The organism is Acinetobacter sp. YH12226, assembly GCF_013417805.1.
Classification (GTDB): domain Bacteria; phylum Pseudomonadota; class Gammaproteobacteria; order Pseudomonadales; family Moraxellaceae; genus Acinetobacter.
This window is the reverse complement of sequence record NZ_VPDG01000022.1, coordinates 23,523-37,258: the sequence shown is the minus strand read 5'-3', so window position 1 is coordinate 37,258 and position 13,736 is coordinate 23,523. Positions and strand designations below refer to the sequence as shown.

The 13,736-nt window shown below is 38.3% G+C and carries 16 protein-coding genes and 3 pseudogenes; 12 read left to right on the top strand and 7 right to left on the bottom strand.

Features of this window, described 5'->3' with window-relative positions; genetic code table 11:
- Positions 1-134: 134 nt before the first annotated feature.
- From FTV08_RS14450 to FTV08_RS14425, 6 genes and pseudogenes are all read left to right on the top strand, one after another.
- Complete coding sequence (locus tag FTV08_RS14450; RefSeq protein ID WP_004282172.1) at positions 135-701, top strand: recombinase family protein; 567 nt, start codon at positions 135-137, stop codon at positions 699-701.
- Positions 702-1,445: 744 nt separating this feature from the next.
- Positions 1,446-3,311, top strand: coding sequence for a copper resistance system multicopper oxidase (locus FTV08_RS14445; RefSeq protein WP_180087574.1), 1,866 nt, complete (start codon positions 1,446-1,448; stop codon positions 3,309-3,311).
- On the top strand, positions 3,298-3,636 hold the full coding sequence (locus FTV08_RS14440; protein ID WP_004897649.1) for a hypothetical protein: 339 nt from the start codon (positions 3,298-3,300) through the stop codon (positions 3,634-3,636). The genes FTV08_RS14445 and FTV08_RS14440 overlap by 14 nt, the downstream gene beginning before the upstream one ends.
- A complete protein-coding gene (locus FTV08_RS14435; protein ID WP_104510421.1) occupies positions 3,623-4,567 on the top strand; it encodes a copper resistance protein B in 945 nt (314 codons plus the stop codon). Before FTV08_RS14440 ends, FTV08_RS14435 begins: the two co-directional genes overlap by 14 nt.
- Positions 4,568-4,746: 179 nt before the next feature.
- Positions 4,747-4,992 carry a type II toxin-antitoxin system RelB/DinJ family antitoxin gene (locus FTV08_RS14430; protein ID WP_000246755.1) on the top strand — a complete coding sequence of 82 codons (246 nt, stop codon included), beginning with the start codon at positions 4,747-4,749 and terminating at the stop codon, positions 4,990-4,992.
- Positions 4,982-5,274, top strand: a pseudogene (locus FTV08_RS14425) (type II toxin-antitoxin system RelE/ParE family toxin). The gene FTV08_RS14430 and the pseudogene FTV08_RS14425 overlap by 11 nt, the downstream one beginning before the upstream one ends.
- Before the next feature lie 128 nt (positions 5,275-5,402).
- Here FTV08_RS14425 and FTV08_RS14420 read toward each other — a convergent pair.
- Positions 5,403-5,732 carry a four-helix bundle copper-binding protein gene (locus FTV08_RS14420; protein ID WP_016658833.1) on the bottom strand — a complete coding sequence of 110 codons (330 nt, stop codon included), beginning with the start codon at positions 5,730-5,732 and terminating at the stop codon, positions 5,403-5,405.
- A 355-nt stretch (positions 5,733-6,087) separates the two neighbouring features.
- On the opposite strand from FTV08_RS14420, the gene FTV08_RS14415 reads away from it, so the two are divergent.
- Together FTV08_RS14415 and FTV08_RS14410 are read left to right on the top strand one after the other, a co-directional pair.
- Positions 6,088-6,384: a type II toxin-antitoxin system RelE/ParE family toxin gene (locus tag FTV08_RS14415; protein WP_180087573.1), complete on the top strand. Its 297-nt coding sequence runs from the start codon at positions 6,088-6,090 to the stop codon at positions 6,382-6,384.
- Between the two features lies 1 nt (position 6,385).
- The gene (locus FTV08_RS14410; RefSeq protein ID WP_060875721.1) at positions 6,386-6,676 is read left to right on the top strand and encodes an addiction module antidote protein; all 291 of its coding nucleotides are present in this window, start codon (positions 6,386-6,388) and stop codon (positions 6,674-6,676) included.
- Positions 6,677-6,812: 136 nt separating this feature from the next.
- Here FTV08_RS14410 and FTV08_RS14405 read toward each other — a convergent pair whose 3' ends face one another.
- Both FTV08_RS14405 and FTV08_RS14400 read right to left on the bottom strand, forming a co-directional pair.
- The gene (locus FTV08_RS14405) at positions 6,813-7,244 is read right to left on the bottom strand and encodes a MarR family winged helix-turn-helix transcriptional regulator (protein ID WP_005264140.1); all 432 of its coding nucleotides are present in this window, start codon (positions 7,242-7,244) and stop codon (positions 6,813-6,815) included.
- A 7-nt stretch (positions 7,245-7,251) separates the two neighbouring features.
- The gene (locus FTV08_RS14400) at positions 7,252-7,680 is read right to left on the bottom strand and encodes an organic hydroperoxide resistance protein (RefSeq protein WP_180087572.1); all 429 of its coding nucleotides are present in this window, start codon (positions 7,678-7,680) and stop codon (positions 7,252-7,254) included.
- Between the two features lie 612 nt (positions 7,681-8,292).
- Between FTV08_RS14400 and FTV08_RS14395 the strand changes: the two genes are divergently transcribed.
- Complete coding sequence (locus FTV08_RS14395; protein WP_000269911.1) at positions 8,293-8,649, top strand: type II toxin-antitoxin system RelE/ParE family toxin; 357 nt, start codon at positions 8,293-8,295, stop codon at positions 8,647-8,649.
- Positions 8,642-8,944 carry a helix-turn-helix domain-containing protein gene (locus tag FTV08_RS14390; RefSeq protein WP_001140620.1) on the top strand — a complete coding sequence of 101 codons (303 nt, stop codon included), beginning with the start codon at positions 8,642-8,644 and terminating at the stop codon, positions 8,942-8,944. The genes FTV08_RS14395 and FTV08_RS14390 overlap by 8 nt, the downstream gene beginning before the upstream one ends.
- Positions 8,945-8,985: 41 nt before the next feature.
- On the opposite strand, the pseudogene FTV08_RS14385 reads toward FTV08_RS14390, so the two are convergent.
- Positions 8,986-9,147: pseudogene (locus FTV08_RS14385) on the bottom strand (IS6 family transposase); the annotation flags it as partial.
- A 93-nt stretch (positions 9,148-9,240) separates the two neighbouring features.
- Positions 9,241-9,633, bottom strand: coding sequence for a Cd(II)/Pb(II)-responsive transcriptional regulator (cadR, locus tag FTV08_RS14380; RefSeq protein WP_004733193.1), 393 nt, complete (start codon positions 9,631-9,633; stop codon positions 9,241-9,243).
- Between the two features lie 89 nt (positions 9,634-9,722).
- On the opposite strand from cadR, the gene FTV08_RS14375 reads away from it, so the two are divergent.
- Both FTV08_RS14375 and FTV08_RS14370 read left to right on the top strand, forming a co-directional pair.
- On the top strand, positions 9,723-11,003 hold the full coding sequence (locus FTV08_RS14375; protein ID WP_005093338.1) for a cation transporter: 1,281 nt from the start codon (positions 9,723-9,725) through the stop codon (positions 11,001-11,003).
- Positions 11,004-11,073: 70 nt separating this feature from the next.
- Positions 11,074-11,778: an IS6-like element IS1007 family transposase gene (locus FTV08_RS14370; RefSeq protein ID WP_180087571.1), complete on the top strand. Its 705-nt coding sequence runs from the start codon at positions 11,074-11,076 to the stop codon at positions 11,776-11,778.
- A 51-nt stretch (positions 11,779-11,829) separates the two neighbouring features.
- On the opposite strand, the pseudogene FTV08_RS16315 reads toward FTV08_RS14370, so the two are convergent.
- Positions 11,830-12,355 (bottom strand): annotated as a pseudogene (locus tag FTV08_RS16315) (transposase); the annotation flags it as partial.
- A gap of 61 nt (positions 12,356-12,416) precedes the next feature.
- Positions 12,417-13,555, bottom strand: a protein-coding gene (locus FTV08_RS14360; protein ID WP_180087569.1) for an IS3 family transposase whose coding sequence is annotated in 2 segments (ribosomal slippage) — positions 12,417-13,297 and positions 13,297-13,555 — 1,140 coding nt in all. Because the reading frame shifts where the segments join, the coding sequence is not laid out codon by codon here.
- Between the last annotated feature and the right edge of the window lie 181 nt (positions 13,556-13,736).

The following is a 13,736-nucleotide window of genomic DNA, read 5'->3' as shown; positions in this document are numbered from 1 at the left end:
AATACCAACGAACAGCCCAAAGAATGATTTCACCTTGAAAGTGCCGACCGTGGAAGGGATTCATCTGCTGTATCTCGAAATAAATAAGATATTTAGCTTATCATGTCAGCCTATTTGCAACAGTGCCTGAAAAATTGAAAGGCCAAAAAGTAGGGTATATCCGGGTAAGTTCTGTCGAGCAAAACACTGGACGTCAACTTGAGGGAATTGAAGTCGACCGGATTTTTGTTGACCGTGCTTCAGGTAAAAATACTGACCGACCTAAATTTCAGGAAATGTTGAACTATGTCCGGGAAGGGGACAGGGTGATTGTACATTCCATGGATCGTTTTGCGCGAAGCCTGAAAGATTTGGTCACTGAAGTAGATAAACTGGTCAAACGAGGGATTGCCATCCAGTTTGTAAAAGAAAATATTACTTTTACGGCCGAATCCACCCCGATGGATAATTTGATGCTGCAATTGATGGGTGCTTTTGCACAGTTCGAACGTGAGATCATTTTAGAGCGGCAAAAGGAAGGAATAAAACTCGCCTCTGCTCAGGGGAAGTACAAAGGTCGGGTGCATAAACTAAAGCCTGACCAAGCTGAAGCTTTACGACAAGCATGGAGGGAAGGGAAGTATCCATCAAAAATGGCATTAGGAAAAGCTTTTGGGATTAGTCGTCAGGCGGTATACCGATATTTACAAGTTAGTGAATAGCTTATTGGGATTGGCAACTAAATTTAGTTTAACTTATAAAAATCATGAAACATTGTTCGAATTTTAAGCGTGGAACATAAATAATCAATAAAAAGCCGCTCTGGTACCCTATGCCCCACAACGGCTTGATCTAATATACTGAAATTTAATGATAAATATCAAGTATTTCGTATAAGGTGTATTATGTTAATTTTAGAGAAACTACTAAATTATATTGAGTTGTAAATATTTGAAATTCCGTTAAGATATTTTGGATTAAATTCTATTCCTAGATAGCATTCGTGTTGACTCATCTCTCCAAAAAACTTTGGTTTTGTTTTCTTATGGTTTTTGCCATAGGATGGAGTAGTGTGTCTGTTGCATCAGTAAAGATAATGCATATCAATATGCAAACTGAAATGAGCCAAGATCATTGTTTAGAGCAAGCACAGCAAGTCACTCAACATGGTATTAATCACGAAGTACAGACTAATACCGATTGCCATAATCATTTAGCTCTTAATCAGAATATAGATCACAAAAAGTGTCAGGAATGTTCTAGCTTATCCTGCCAGACACAGATCTCATGTCTTCATTCTTTGCAAAGCTCGCTAGATCCCCTAGATACCTTCTATTCTATAGATCAGCCTAATTTTTATTACCTCAACCAATATCTAAATGGGTATTGGCAAGAAATTTCACGTCCTCCTAAAACTTAACCAATTTTTTTAAAATTTATTTATTTTTCAAAATTAAGGTTAAGTTATGTCTCATAAAATTAGTTCGTACCTATTAGCAGGTATTTGTTTTGCATCGTCGCCTTTGGTTTTTGCCGAAGTGCGTGAATATCAGCTTGTTATTGATGAAGCAGTGGTCAGCCCAACTGGAAAGCCTGTAAAGCGCATTACCGTAAATGGTCAATTTCCTGCGCCTTTGCTTGAGTTTGAAGAGGGTGATGAAGCCATCATTCGCGTGAAAAATAATTTAAAAAACCAAGATTCTTCTATTCATTGGCACGGACTGTTGTTGCCGGGCATTATGGATGGTGTACCGGGATTTAATGGTTTTAACGGTATTAAGCCTCAAAGCGAGTATGTTTATAAATTCAAGATTCGCCAAAGCGGGACTTATTGGTATCACGCTCATTCTAAAGGACAGGAACAGGACGGCTTATATGGTTCTTTTGTGATTTATCCAAAAGGTAAAACACCATTGGCAGCACATGAAAAAGCTGAACGTGACTATGTGGTGATGTTGTCAGATTTTCATGAAAAAACCAGTGATCAAATTCAGAAAGATCTTAAAATTTCAGCTGAATATTATCAAAATCAGCGTGAAACCTTGGGTGATGTTTGGAAGCAGGTTAAACGTGATGGCATAAAAGCGACATGGTCTGACCGCAAAATGTGGAATCAGATGCGTATGCTAAAAACCGACATGTCGGATGTTACAGGTTATACCTTCCTCATTAATGGCAAAACACCTGAACAAAATTGGACAGGAATGTTTAAACCGAATGAAAAAATTCGCCTACGTTTTGTGAATGCATCTGCGATGTCTTTCTACGATGTCCGTATTCCTAACTTGAAAATGACTGTGGTCAGTGCTGATGGTCAGCCTGTAAAACCTGTTGCTGTGGATGAGTTTCGTATTGGCACAGCTGAAACTTATGATGTGATTGTGGAGCCAAAAGGCGGACATTATCAAATTGAAGCTGAGTCAATTGACCGTGCAGGCTATGCGATTGGTACACTGCACAATGAATTAAATCCTATGACACATGGCATTCATATGCCTGCACCACGTCCACGCTCACTTTTGACCATGGAAGATATGGGACATGGTGGCGGTGATCATGCAGGAATGGATCATTCGAAAATGAACCACGGCAATATGCAAGGCATGGATCACTCGAAAATGGATCATTCAAAAATGAACCATGGCGATATGCAAGGCATGGATCACTCGAAAATGGATCATTCAAAAATGAACCATGGCGATATGCAAGGCATGGATCACTCGAAAATGGATCATTCACAGCATGGCACAGCAAAACCACAAGAAAATGATCAAGTGGTTTATGGTTGGGCAAATGCATCTACACCTGCGGGCAATAAAGCCTTGCAATATAGTGATTTAAAATCTTTAGAACCGCAAAAAGATACTCGTGAAGCTAGCAGTGAATTAGTAGTGCGTTTGGGCGGTACTATGGAGCGTTATATTTGGACGATTAACGGTAAAAAATTCAGCGATGCTGAGCCATTAAAAGTGAAGTATGGCGAGCGTATCCGTATCAAATTTATTAATGACAGTATGATGGCGCACCCCATGCATTTACATGGCATGTTTATGCAGTTGGAGAATGGTCAAGAGTCGGTAGATATGCCGAATAAACACACATTGATTGTACCACCGGGTAAAACAGTGACTGCTTTATTAACTGCGGATGAGTTGGGCGAATGGGCAATCCATTGTCATTTGTTGTATCACATGAGTGCAGGAATGATGAACAAGTTGATCGTGGCAAATGTTAGCGATGAACAAGTGTCTACAACGCCAATTCAAGGTACAAATTCGACTCAAACTCACCAAGTAACTGAGCAAAAAGGAGCTGGACATGCACATCACTAATTTTGTATTTAAAGCGTTTTTTTCTGTTGCGGTATTGAGTTTAACAAGCTTAAGTTTGGCGCACGAAGGGCATCATTCAACTGCTCAGACTGATGGAAAAAATGTACCATCAATGAATCATCAAGCGATGTCTGAGATGGATCATTCACAGCATTCTCCACAAGAGCATGCACAACACATGCAGATGATGGGGAAAATGAATCATGCTGCACATTCAGCACCGATGAACCATCAACATGCAGGTCATCAGCCAATGCATCACAAATCAACAGAGAAACAGCAAGATCAAAAAGTACAGAAAGGAGATCAACATGCGCACCATTAATCTTTTTTCTAAAACTGTTTTAGCAAGCTCTTTGTTGATGGTCAGTGCAGTGAGTTTGGCACATAATGGTGAAGATCATAGTGCGCCTGAAAAAATGACAGTTGCTACATCTTCTAGTCAAAATCAGCCGATGCAAATGGATCGCTCTCAAATGAACCATAGCCAAATGAATCAGGCACAACATCAGGCAACATCTACGGTTAATCATTCACATCATGTACCAGATGCGAATGCTCAGCAGAGTTCGCATTATGATCATCGCTCAGAACACGGTGCGCAAATTTATGCGATTACGACAGTGGACAATAAGTGGCTTGTCAATGAAGATGGCACAGGTGATTTAAAGTCAGAGTTTGAAACCCGTATTGGCACAGATGAAAATAAGGTTTTTATTAAAATTCATGCCGATAAAGAAGAATCGCATGATGCACATTATGATGCCAAACTTTTATATAGCCGTATGATTTCAGACTTTTGGGATGCACAAATTGGTGCACGTTATCGTAGTGAAAAAGTTGAACTCAATGATCATCGCAAAGACACCGAAGAAAATGTTGATGCGGTGATTGGCTTACATGGTATGGCGCCATATTTCTTTGAAACTGATGCTTATCTCTATGCGGGAGAAGACAATTATGCGGGCTTTAGCCTAGAAACGGAACGTGATTTTCTGATTACGCAAAAGTTGATTATTCAACCTTATTTAGAGTTGGATGCTATCTTTAGTGATGACTCTAAATATGCGAAAAAAACTGGTTTAAGCAGTGCAACCGCAGGGTTTGAAACTCGCTATGAAATCAGTAAAAAGATCATGCCGTATATCGACATTGCCTATGAGTATTCAAAAGGTAATGATGAAACGTCGTGGCAAATAGAATCAAACTCTGAGAAAGGTTGGTTATATGGAGCTGGTGTTAGATTTAGATTTTAATTAATTTAATGATTACTAAATAGCTTTATTTAAATAAAACTCTAGCTTAATGTGGCCGGAAGCAAAATGTTAACTTATTTTGCTTCCTTCCATTTAACATAATGGCTGTTATGCGAAGTCGACTTGTAATGCAATTTGCATTACAATATTCCTAGTACATTAAATACTTGGGAAATATGATGGCTACTGTTAACTTCAGGATCGATGAAGCCCTTAAAGAAAAATCTTATTCAATCCTTAAAGAGCAAGGTATTGCACCTACTGATTTCTTCACTAGTATTCTTGAGTATGTTGCTACGACTGGGAAACTGCCTGTCAAAAAAGCTTTGCTTTCGGAAGAAGATGAAGAATTATTAGCTCTTGTCCGTAAGCGCATTAATGATCCTAAAGAGATGTTTGAGGAAGTCACATTAGATGACTTATAAGCTTTTACGTCACAAGGACTTTACAGCAGAATGGGAAAACTCCCTGTTGCTATACGAGATCAATTTAAAAAGAAACTAGCCAAAGTCATAGAGCAGCCACATATTCCAAAGAATATGCTTAGAGGCGATCTTGCAGGTTGCTATAAAATCAAATTATTAAAAGCTGGTGTCCGACTTGTCTATCAAGTTAAATATGATCAGGTAGTTATCCTGCTCATTACCGTCGGAAAACGAGCTGATAGCATAGTTTATGACGAAGCGAAAAAGCGAATTAAAGACTAAAAATGGGAGCTTAAAGCTCCCATTTTTGGCTTCGTATAAGGTGTATTATGTTAATTTTAGGAAAGGCTCTAGACTAGCAGAATGATTATGTTAGTCTAGAGCCATATAATTAACATTATTGAAGTATTTTACATGGCAATTTTTCGACATTCTTCTGCACACTGACGGCAAGCCTCAGCACATTTTTTACAATGATCATGTGAATGTTTTTCACACTCTTCCGCACAATATTCACAGATCTTAGCACAAAGCTCACAAATCTCTTTGAGGAAAGGTGAGTTATGTTGTTGCATACGCACACATAACTGACAAATATCTGCACATTCTAGACAACGTTGAATACATTCACGCATCATCTCTAAATCTTTTTCTTTTAAACAAGAAGTTGCACATTCAGTACAAATAAGTGAACAGTTTGTACATGCAGAAATACACTTTGAAAATTCCGTATTAATCATTTTTTACTCTCAACTTATATAATCAAAGAAATAATTAAAACATAATTTTTTTCTACTAATTATTTTAAATTATTAGTAAATGTAATACATAATGTTAATTTATATGAATAATGTTAATTTTAACTAAATCTTATTTATATTCCAAATTATTAAAAAACAGTTTTTAATTAGGATAGATGATCAAGTATCAAAAGCAGCTATTCTTAAAATAACTGCAATAATTTTATCACTTTAAAAATAGATTTTCCCTCTATTTAACATAATGGTTGTTATACGAAATTAATGGATGTTCGTATAGATTACTTGCATATTGTATTCGATCGAATACAATATAGTGAGAAGATAAGGAATCCTCATGATTGAAATTAAACGTCTGCCAGAATTTGATGAATGGTTGGATGGCATTAAAGACAATATGACCCGTATTCGCCTGAATCGTAGATTAGATAAGGTTCAACGTGGAAATTGGGGAGACATTAAACCTCTCCAAGATGGCGTTTGGGAAATGAGAGAATTCTTCGGTGCTGGATGGAGAATGTATTACATCCAACATGGTGATGTAGTGATTGTAATGCTTGGTGGAGGAGATAAATCGACTCAACAACAAGACATCGATCGTGCAATCAAATTATCGAAAACATTGGAGGATTAAAATGGTTAAAGTCGCTGATTTACCAAGTTTTGATATGGCTGAGTCACTCAAAACTGAAGAAGACATTGTGATGTATCTTAATATGGTTCTTGAAGATAATGATCCAGCTGAATTAGCCCATGCACTTGGTGTTATTGCTAAAGCTCGTGGCATGACTCAAATTGCTAAAGAAGCAGGGATTGGGCGTGAGGCACTCTACAAAGCCCTACGTCATGATTCAGCACCACGTTTTGATACAATTAATCGCGTAGTAAATGCGTTAGGCTTAAAACTCACTGTACAACACGCCTAAAACTTTAAAAAATATAGTAAAAATGGGAGCTAAAGGCTCCCATTTTTAGATTAATATAACGTGTATTATGTTAATTTAAGGAAAACTAATTGATTCTTAAAAGTAAACGGTTTCTATTATCAGATATTAAGAGGTATTAAACTCTCTCTGACAATAGATTGACTAATACTTTTAATTCATCTCGTAATTGACTTAAGTTATCAAACTCAATGTTTTTGGTAAGCTCTTTAGGAATATTTTCAGCCTCAGCAGATAAGTCTCGCCCTTTGTCTGTTAAGGAGATTAGAACTCGTCTTTCATCATGAGGATCACGAGATCGATTAATCAGAACAGATGTCTCCATTCTTTTTAATAATGGCGTTAATGTTCCACTATCAAGATGTAAAATTTGTCCAAGATCACCCACACTTACACATTTTTTTTCCCACAAGACCAACATCACTAAATATTGAGGATAAGTGAGCCCAAGAGGTGCAAGAAAAGGGCGATAAGCTTTCACAATTAAATTAGATGCAGCATAAATAGGAAAACATAGTTGCTCATCTAAGCAAAGCTGATTCTTGGACATAGTTTTTTTATTTGGTATAGACAGTGGTAGACACCTGTATATTACCTCGAATAGCATTGGAATAAGGACATACTTGATGCGTTTGTTCCACGATTTTCTCTGCATCAGCTTGTGAAATACCTGAAAGCGTGACATCTAAGTGTACTGTCAAGGCAAATCCGCCATTGCCATTAGCAACCATTCCAACAGTACTCAAAACTTCTACATCATTATCACGTATTTTATGTTCTTTATTGCTACGAGTTAAATGGATCACTGCATTCCCAAAACAGGCTGCATAGCCAGCAGCAAATAATTGCTCAGGATTTGTTGCATCACCTTTCCCACCTAATTCTTTAGGTAGAGCCAATTTTAATTCTAAAAGACCGTCTTCACTACTAATTGTTCCAGAACGTCCACCGACTGCTTTGACTTGAGTTGAATAGAGGTTACTCATTGATATTACCTTGTTTAGACTTATATTGTGCAAAATATAATTGCACACAATATAAAATAGGTCAATTATTTCTACTAATTTTTCTCATTTAACATAATGGCGGTTATACGAAGTACAATTGTATATTAATATAGATATCAAGCACTTAATGAAAACAGAAAAATCCAAAAATGACCAAAAAGCCGATTTTGAAACAAGTCGGCTTTTTTATGAGCGGTTTTGATACTTCTTGCCAATAAATTTGACTAAAAAATAGTCAGTTTTGAGGTTTTTCAAATTTTATCAATGCCTCAATGTCCAAAATTATCCACATTTTTTGTGGATAAAATTTAGGCTATTTTGTAAGCCCTGGCTCATACCAATCTCGGCCCTTTGCTGCTATCCGCAATACTGGAAATTTCCTATCATGAAGACATAGAGAGCAGGATGCTCCAGATAAAAAGAATAAGATGAACAACAAGGAACGTGAGATCAGACAGGAGTCAGATCTAAGCGCCAAATATGGAAAAGCCCGACAGGATGTCGGGCTTTTTTATTGCCTATCCTTTCTCATTTGCAAAACAAACATAATGCCCCTAAAATATAGACTATAATCTATATTTTGGTTGTGGTATGTGGACAGTCATTACGACAGATCTATTTAATCAGTGGCTTGAACAGCAAGATGAATCGACACAAGAGAAGGTCCTAGCTGCCCTGGTTGTTCTACAGCAGCAGGGACCGAGTTTAGGCCGTCCTTTAGTAGATACTGTGTATGAGTCTAAATTTACCAATATGAAAGAACTGCGTGTTCAACATCGCGGTAGACCCTTAAGAGCTTTTTTCGCATTTGATCCCTTACGACAGGCTATTGTTCTATGTATTGCTGATAAAGGCGGTAAAAAGCGTTTTTATAAAGACATGCTGGATATTGCAGATGAACAATACCAACTTCATCTCACCACCCTAGGAGATAAATCTAATGGCTAAGACTCTGCAAGAATTGTTAGCTAGCCGCTCTCCAGAGAGCCAAGCCCGTATTCAAAAAATGGCAGATGAATTACTGCTAGAAAATCAGCTTCATCTTATTCGTGAAGAACTCGAAATTTCTCAAAAAGAGCTTGCTGAAACTTTGGGAATAAAACAGCCATCGCTTTCAGCAATAGAAAATCGTGGCAATGATCTTAAGATTTCAACCATGAAAAAGTATGTTGAGGCAATGGGTGGGAAGCTCCGTATTGATGTAGAGCTTCCAACAGGAAAACATATAGGATTCAACGTTTAACAATAAAAATGGGAGCTATAGGCTCCCATTTTTAGATTCGTATAACGTTGAACCCAACGGTAAATAGTCGTGTGATCAACATTCACACCCCGTTCGGCCAGCATTTCCTGCAGTTCACGATAGCTAATGCCATATTTACAATACCAGCGCACAGCCCAAAGAATGATTTCGCCCTGAAAATGCCGACCATGGAAAGGATTCATATGCTGCACCTTTAGCTAAAACAGTCTTCAGCTTACCATTCGTGGTTATTTGCAACAGTGCCGATTTTTTGAAAAAAGCATAGGTCTAGATAATCAAGCTAGATTTTTTAAAACTCCACATTGGTCAATTGTACATAAACCATCACAAGTACCTCTTAAATCAGATAGTTGTTCAATAAGCTTTTGTTGCTTGATTATATTTTCTCTGATAGCACTGACATGTAAGTCAATTAATTCATTCACATCTGAACAATTTTTCTCAGGTTTGTCTTTATAGGTAAGTAATTGACGAATTTCATTCAAACTCATATTTAAAGTTCGGCAATTCAAAATAAACTTAATTCGCTCAACATAGCCTATATCGTAAAGGCGGTAATTTCCTTCCGTTCTTTCGGGTTCCGGAATTAAACCTTCCTTTTCATAAAACCTAATTGTTAATACTGAACATGAGGTTTTTTTAGAGAGTTCACCAATTTTTAAATGCATTGAGTTGGTATTTCCAAAAAATCTTGACTCTATAGTAACTATAGGGATTCTAATATTCAAAGTTTATAATTTTTTTAATGGGTATAATTATGAGTGGTTGTGGATGTAGTAAAGAAACACCATGCGAAGATAAGAAATCTCAACAAGAAAATCATCCATCAATTGCAGAAGCAAACAATTCAAAGAATTGTGATAATACGCTTAGCTGTTGTGGTGAAGAGGAAGAAAAAAAATCTTCATCTCCTTGCTGTAACACTTCAAACAGTTGTGAAGATACCGCTCAATCCTGTTGTGGTTCTGATCCCAAAGAAAATTTAAGCACTGAAGACGTTTTAAAAGATTCGCACTACATGAGTGAATACTTAGTTCCCAAAATGGATTGTTCTGCGGAAGAACAGATGGTTCGTATGGCGCTATCTTCAATTGATGGTGTTCAAAAACTCATCTTTGATTTACCTAACCGTTCTTTAAAGGTTCTACATAATCAAAAAGATGAAAATATAACCACCAAACTTGAAGCTTTGGGTTTTGGTGCAAAGCTTGTGAAGACTGAAACTTATATAAGCAATCAACAGGCTAAGCAAACAAGTACCTACACCATTCCTAAAATGGATTGCTCTGCTGAAGAGCAAATGGTCCGTATGGCTCTTGCAGATATTGAAGCAGTTAAAGGTCTTACTTTTGATCTTCCCAATCGAAAACTGAAAGTCTTCCATAATGAAGGGATTCAGCAAATTACGGCTAAACTCGAAGGACTGGGTTTTGGGGCGAAACTTGATGAAATACAGCTTTCTTCAGGCGATATACCTAATGAACCTGATCCTGTGAGACAAGCTAAAGTACTTAAACTGTTATTAGGTATTAATGCTCTACTTTTCTTTATAGAATTCATCAGCGGTATTATTGCTGCGTCTACAGGATTGATTGCTGATTCTCTAGATATGTTTGCCGATGCAGCCGTTTATGGTATTGCGCTATATGCCGTCGGAAAAGCTGCGAAATATCAAATAAAAGCAGCCCATTTCGCAGGTTGGATTCAGTTATTACTTGCTGTTATCGTGATTGTTGATGTCATTAGACGATTCATGTTTGGAAGCGAGCCAGAATCAACGCTCATGATTGTTATTGGCCTGCTCGCACTTATAGCTAACGTGACATGCTTATATCTTATTTCTGGTCATCGAGAAGATGGCGCACATATGAAAGCCAGTTGGATTTTCTCGGCGAATGACGTTGTCGTAAATATGGGCGTTATATTTGCCGGTGTACTCGTGGCGTGGACGGGATCAGCTTATCCAGACTTAATCATTGGCATACTGGTTTCTTTATTCGTACTTAATGGTGCCCGAAAAATTTTGGCTTTGAAGTAAGAGTATCGGGCACCGTTGCAAATAACTACGAATGGTAAGCTGAAGACTGCTTTAGCTAAAGGTGCAGCATATGAATCCTTTCCATGGTCGGCATTTTCAGGGCGAAATCATTCTTTGGGCCGTGCGCTGGTATAGTAAATATGGCATCAGCTATCGTGAACTTCAGGAAATGCTCGCTGAACGTGGAGTGAATGTTGATCACACCACAATTTATCGCTGGGTTCAGCGTTATGCTCAAGAAATGGAAAAACGTTTACGTTGGTATTGGCGTAATCCTACAGATCGACATTTATGGCATCTGGATGAAACTTACGTAAAAGTGAATGGCAAATGGGCATATCTATACCGTGCAGTTGACCAACGTGGCCATACTCTTGATTTCTATCTTTCTGCTAGACGAAATACCCATTCAGCTTATTGTTTTCTTGGTAAGATTTTGAATCATGTCAAAAAATGGCAGATTCCACGAGTCATAAACACTGATAAGGCTCATACCTATGGCCGTGCTTTGTCGCGACTAAAACAGGAAGGAAAGTGTCCTGAAGACCTGGACCATCGACAGATTAAATACAAGAATAACGTGATTGAATGTGATCATGGCAAGCTCAAACGGATCATCAAGGCTACGTTGGGATTCAAGTCTATGAAAACGGCTTATGCCACAATTAAAGGAATTGAGGTTATGCGTGCTCTACGCAAAGGACAAGCTTCATTATTTTATAACGGTAATATTCTAGGAGAAGTTTGGCTAGTAAATAGAGTTTTTGGTCTCTAAGCTTTTTTGAAGGGAAAATCATCGACTCAGATCCCTATTTGCAACAGTGCCATTGATACCGCAACTTTCGCCAACGTCTTTCAAATCACAATGAATCTTGCGATAACCGTAGACTCCGCCAGATTCCAACCAGAACTGTTTAATTAATCCTGAAAGCTGTTGCCGCTTCCTCGCAGTTATACTGGTAGGTTTCTTTAACCAGGCGTAATAACCACTGTGATGAACATCTAACGTTGAACATAAACGACGAACAGACCATATATGTTGGTTGTCCCGAATAAAGGCGTACCTCATTTGGACTGGCTTGCGAAGCGGCGTGAAAGCAGTGCTTTCACTTTAATATGTCCCTTTCTTCAGTGACCCTTTGCAGCTCTTTTTTTAATTTCGCTAATTCTGTAGTTGGATCACTAGATTCTGTTGTCTTGGGCTGCTGTGGATCATAACGTTTGATCCAAGCATACAGAATATGTGTAGTGGTTCCTAAACGTGTAGCAACTTCAGCCACACTATGACCTTTCTCAGTGACTTGTTTTACTGCTTCAATTTTGAACTCTTCAGGGTATCGTTTACTGCTCATAAGCACCTCGTTAATTAGCCATTTTATGGACTGCTCCCAGTATCCTAGACACGAGACGGCCTCATTTTGAAGCTGCCTCAAAGGCTTCTGGACTCATCCCATCGAGATGCGAATGACGCCTGATTCGATTGTAAAACATCTCGATATAATCAAATACATCTGCACGCGCCATTTCTCGTGTTTTATAGATCCTCTTTTTAATTCTTTCCTTCTTTAAGCTGCTAAAAAAGGATTCAGCAACAGCATTGTCCCAACAGTTTCCACGACGACTCATACTCGGAACTAAATTATGCTTCTGACAGAATTTCTGCCAGTCTCCGCTACTGTATTGTGAGCCTTGGTCTGAGTGTATGATCACAGGTTCATTGGGTCTGCGTCGCCATACCGCCATTAAAAGGGCATCCAAAACGATATCCTTGGCAAGCGTAGGTTTCATTGACCAACCGATGACTTTCCTTGAATATAAATCGAGAACCACAGCCAGATATAACCAGCCTTGCCAAGTGCGGATGTAGGTAATATCAGTCACCCACGAGGTATCAGGTGTGTTTACAACAAATTCTCGATTTAAATGGTTAGGTGGCACAATCTGAGGACGACCACGACCATAGCTTTTATGCTTCTTATATCCTCGAACAGCGGCAATGCCATTGTTCTTCATGATCTTCAGCACACGATTCGGTCCACAGCTTTCACCTAGCTCTTTAAGATCCAGCGTGATGCGACGATAACCATAGATACCATAACTGGCATCATAAGAAGAACGGATCAGTTGTAATAACCGTTTGTCTTCAATTGTTCTGCCTGATTCGGGTTCATGTAGCCAGGTATAATAGCCAGCACGAGCAATCTTAAGAACCCGACACATCGTCTTAATCTTAAATTGATGGCTGTACTCAAGGATAAACTGATACTTTACTCGGGCAGGCTTGCAAAGTACCTTGCGGCCTTTTTTAAGATATCCCGCTCTTCTTCAGTTTGCTTAAGCTGACTTTTAAGACGAAGGATCTCTTTCTTTGCTTCGAGTAGTTCATGTTCATCAGGGTTGTTGCGTAAAGGCTGTACGGCCTTTAGCCATTTATAAATGCTGTGCTGTGATACACCTAAACGTTCTGCCACATCAGTGACAGAATATCCACGTTCAGTAATCAATTTAACAGCTTCTTCTTTAAATTCTGGGGTGTATCGTTGTCCACTCATAATGTTCTCTCCTATGCAAAAAGAATAGACGAAATTTGTCTAGGAGAGTGGTGGCAGTCCAATCTAACTAAAAGGTGTCTACAAAATCGGGGGCTATTCATAAAAAGACACCTAAAAAGGTGTCTAAAAAATTAATAAGTTTTACTCCAATTAAATATTGTATTTTCAGCTACTCTAATTT